Here is a 511-nt window from a genome sequence, read left to right on the forward strand (position 1 = left end):
CTTTAAAACAAGCCCGTGAATTGGCAACTGGATGGCGTTCTGTTTTACGCGAAGGGCGTGATCCCATTAAAGAACGCAATAAACAAAAGCGTGAAGCAATGCGCAATCTCCATTATTTAAAAGACATTGCTTTAGATGCTTTTGAAAGTCGTAAAGCTGAACTAAAAGGAGATGGTAAAAATGGAGATTGGTTTTTACATTTACGCCTTCATATTCTCCCCAAATTAGGCTGTCTGCCCGTTTCAGAAATTACGCAAACAGAGATACGCGATACCCTTGCTCCCATTTGGCATTCAAAAGCTGGAACTGCTCGAACAGCATTGATGCGCCTTAATCTTTGTCTCAAACATGCGGCTGCATTAGGTTTGGATGTTGACTTACAAGCAGTAGAAAAAGCACGTGCTCTTTTAGGCAAACAACGCCATAAAAAACAAAGCTTACCAGCTATGGATTGGAGAAAGGTGCCAGATTTTTACCAATTTCTCTGCAAAACAACAACTATAAAACATTT

1 protein-coding gene is annotated in these 511 nt (G+C 40.3%); it reads left to right on the forward strand.

What is annotated here, in order from left to right:
- Nucleotides 1–511: phage integrase central domain-containing protein (locus BN338_RS10475; RefSeq protein ID WP_039762443.1), on the forward strand; the 511-nt coding region annotated here is incomplete at both ends.

The sequence above is a fragment of the Bartonella queenslandensis AUST/NH15 genome, assembly GCF_000312585.1.
In the GTDB taxonomy this organism is placed as follows: domain Bacteria; phylum Pseudomonadota; class Alphaproteobacteria; order Rhizobiales; family Rhizobiaceae; genus Bartonella; species Bartonella queenslandensis_A.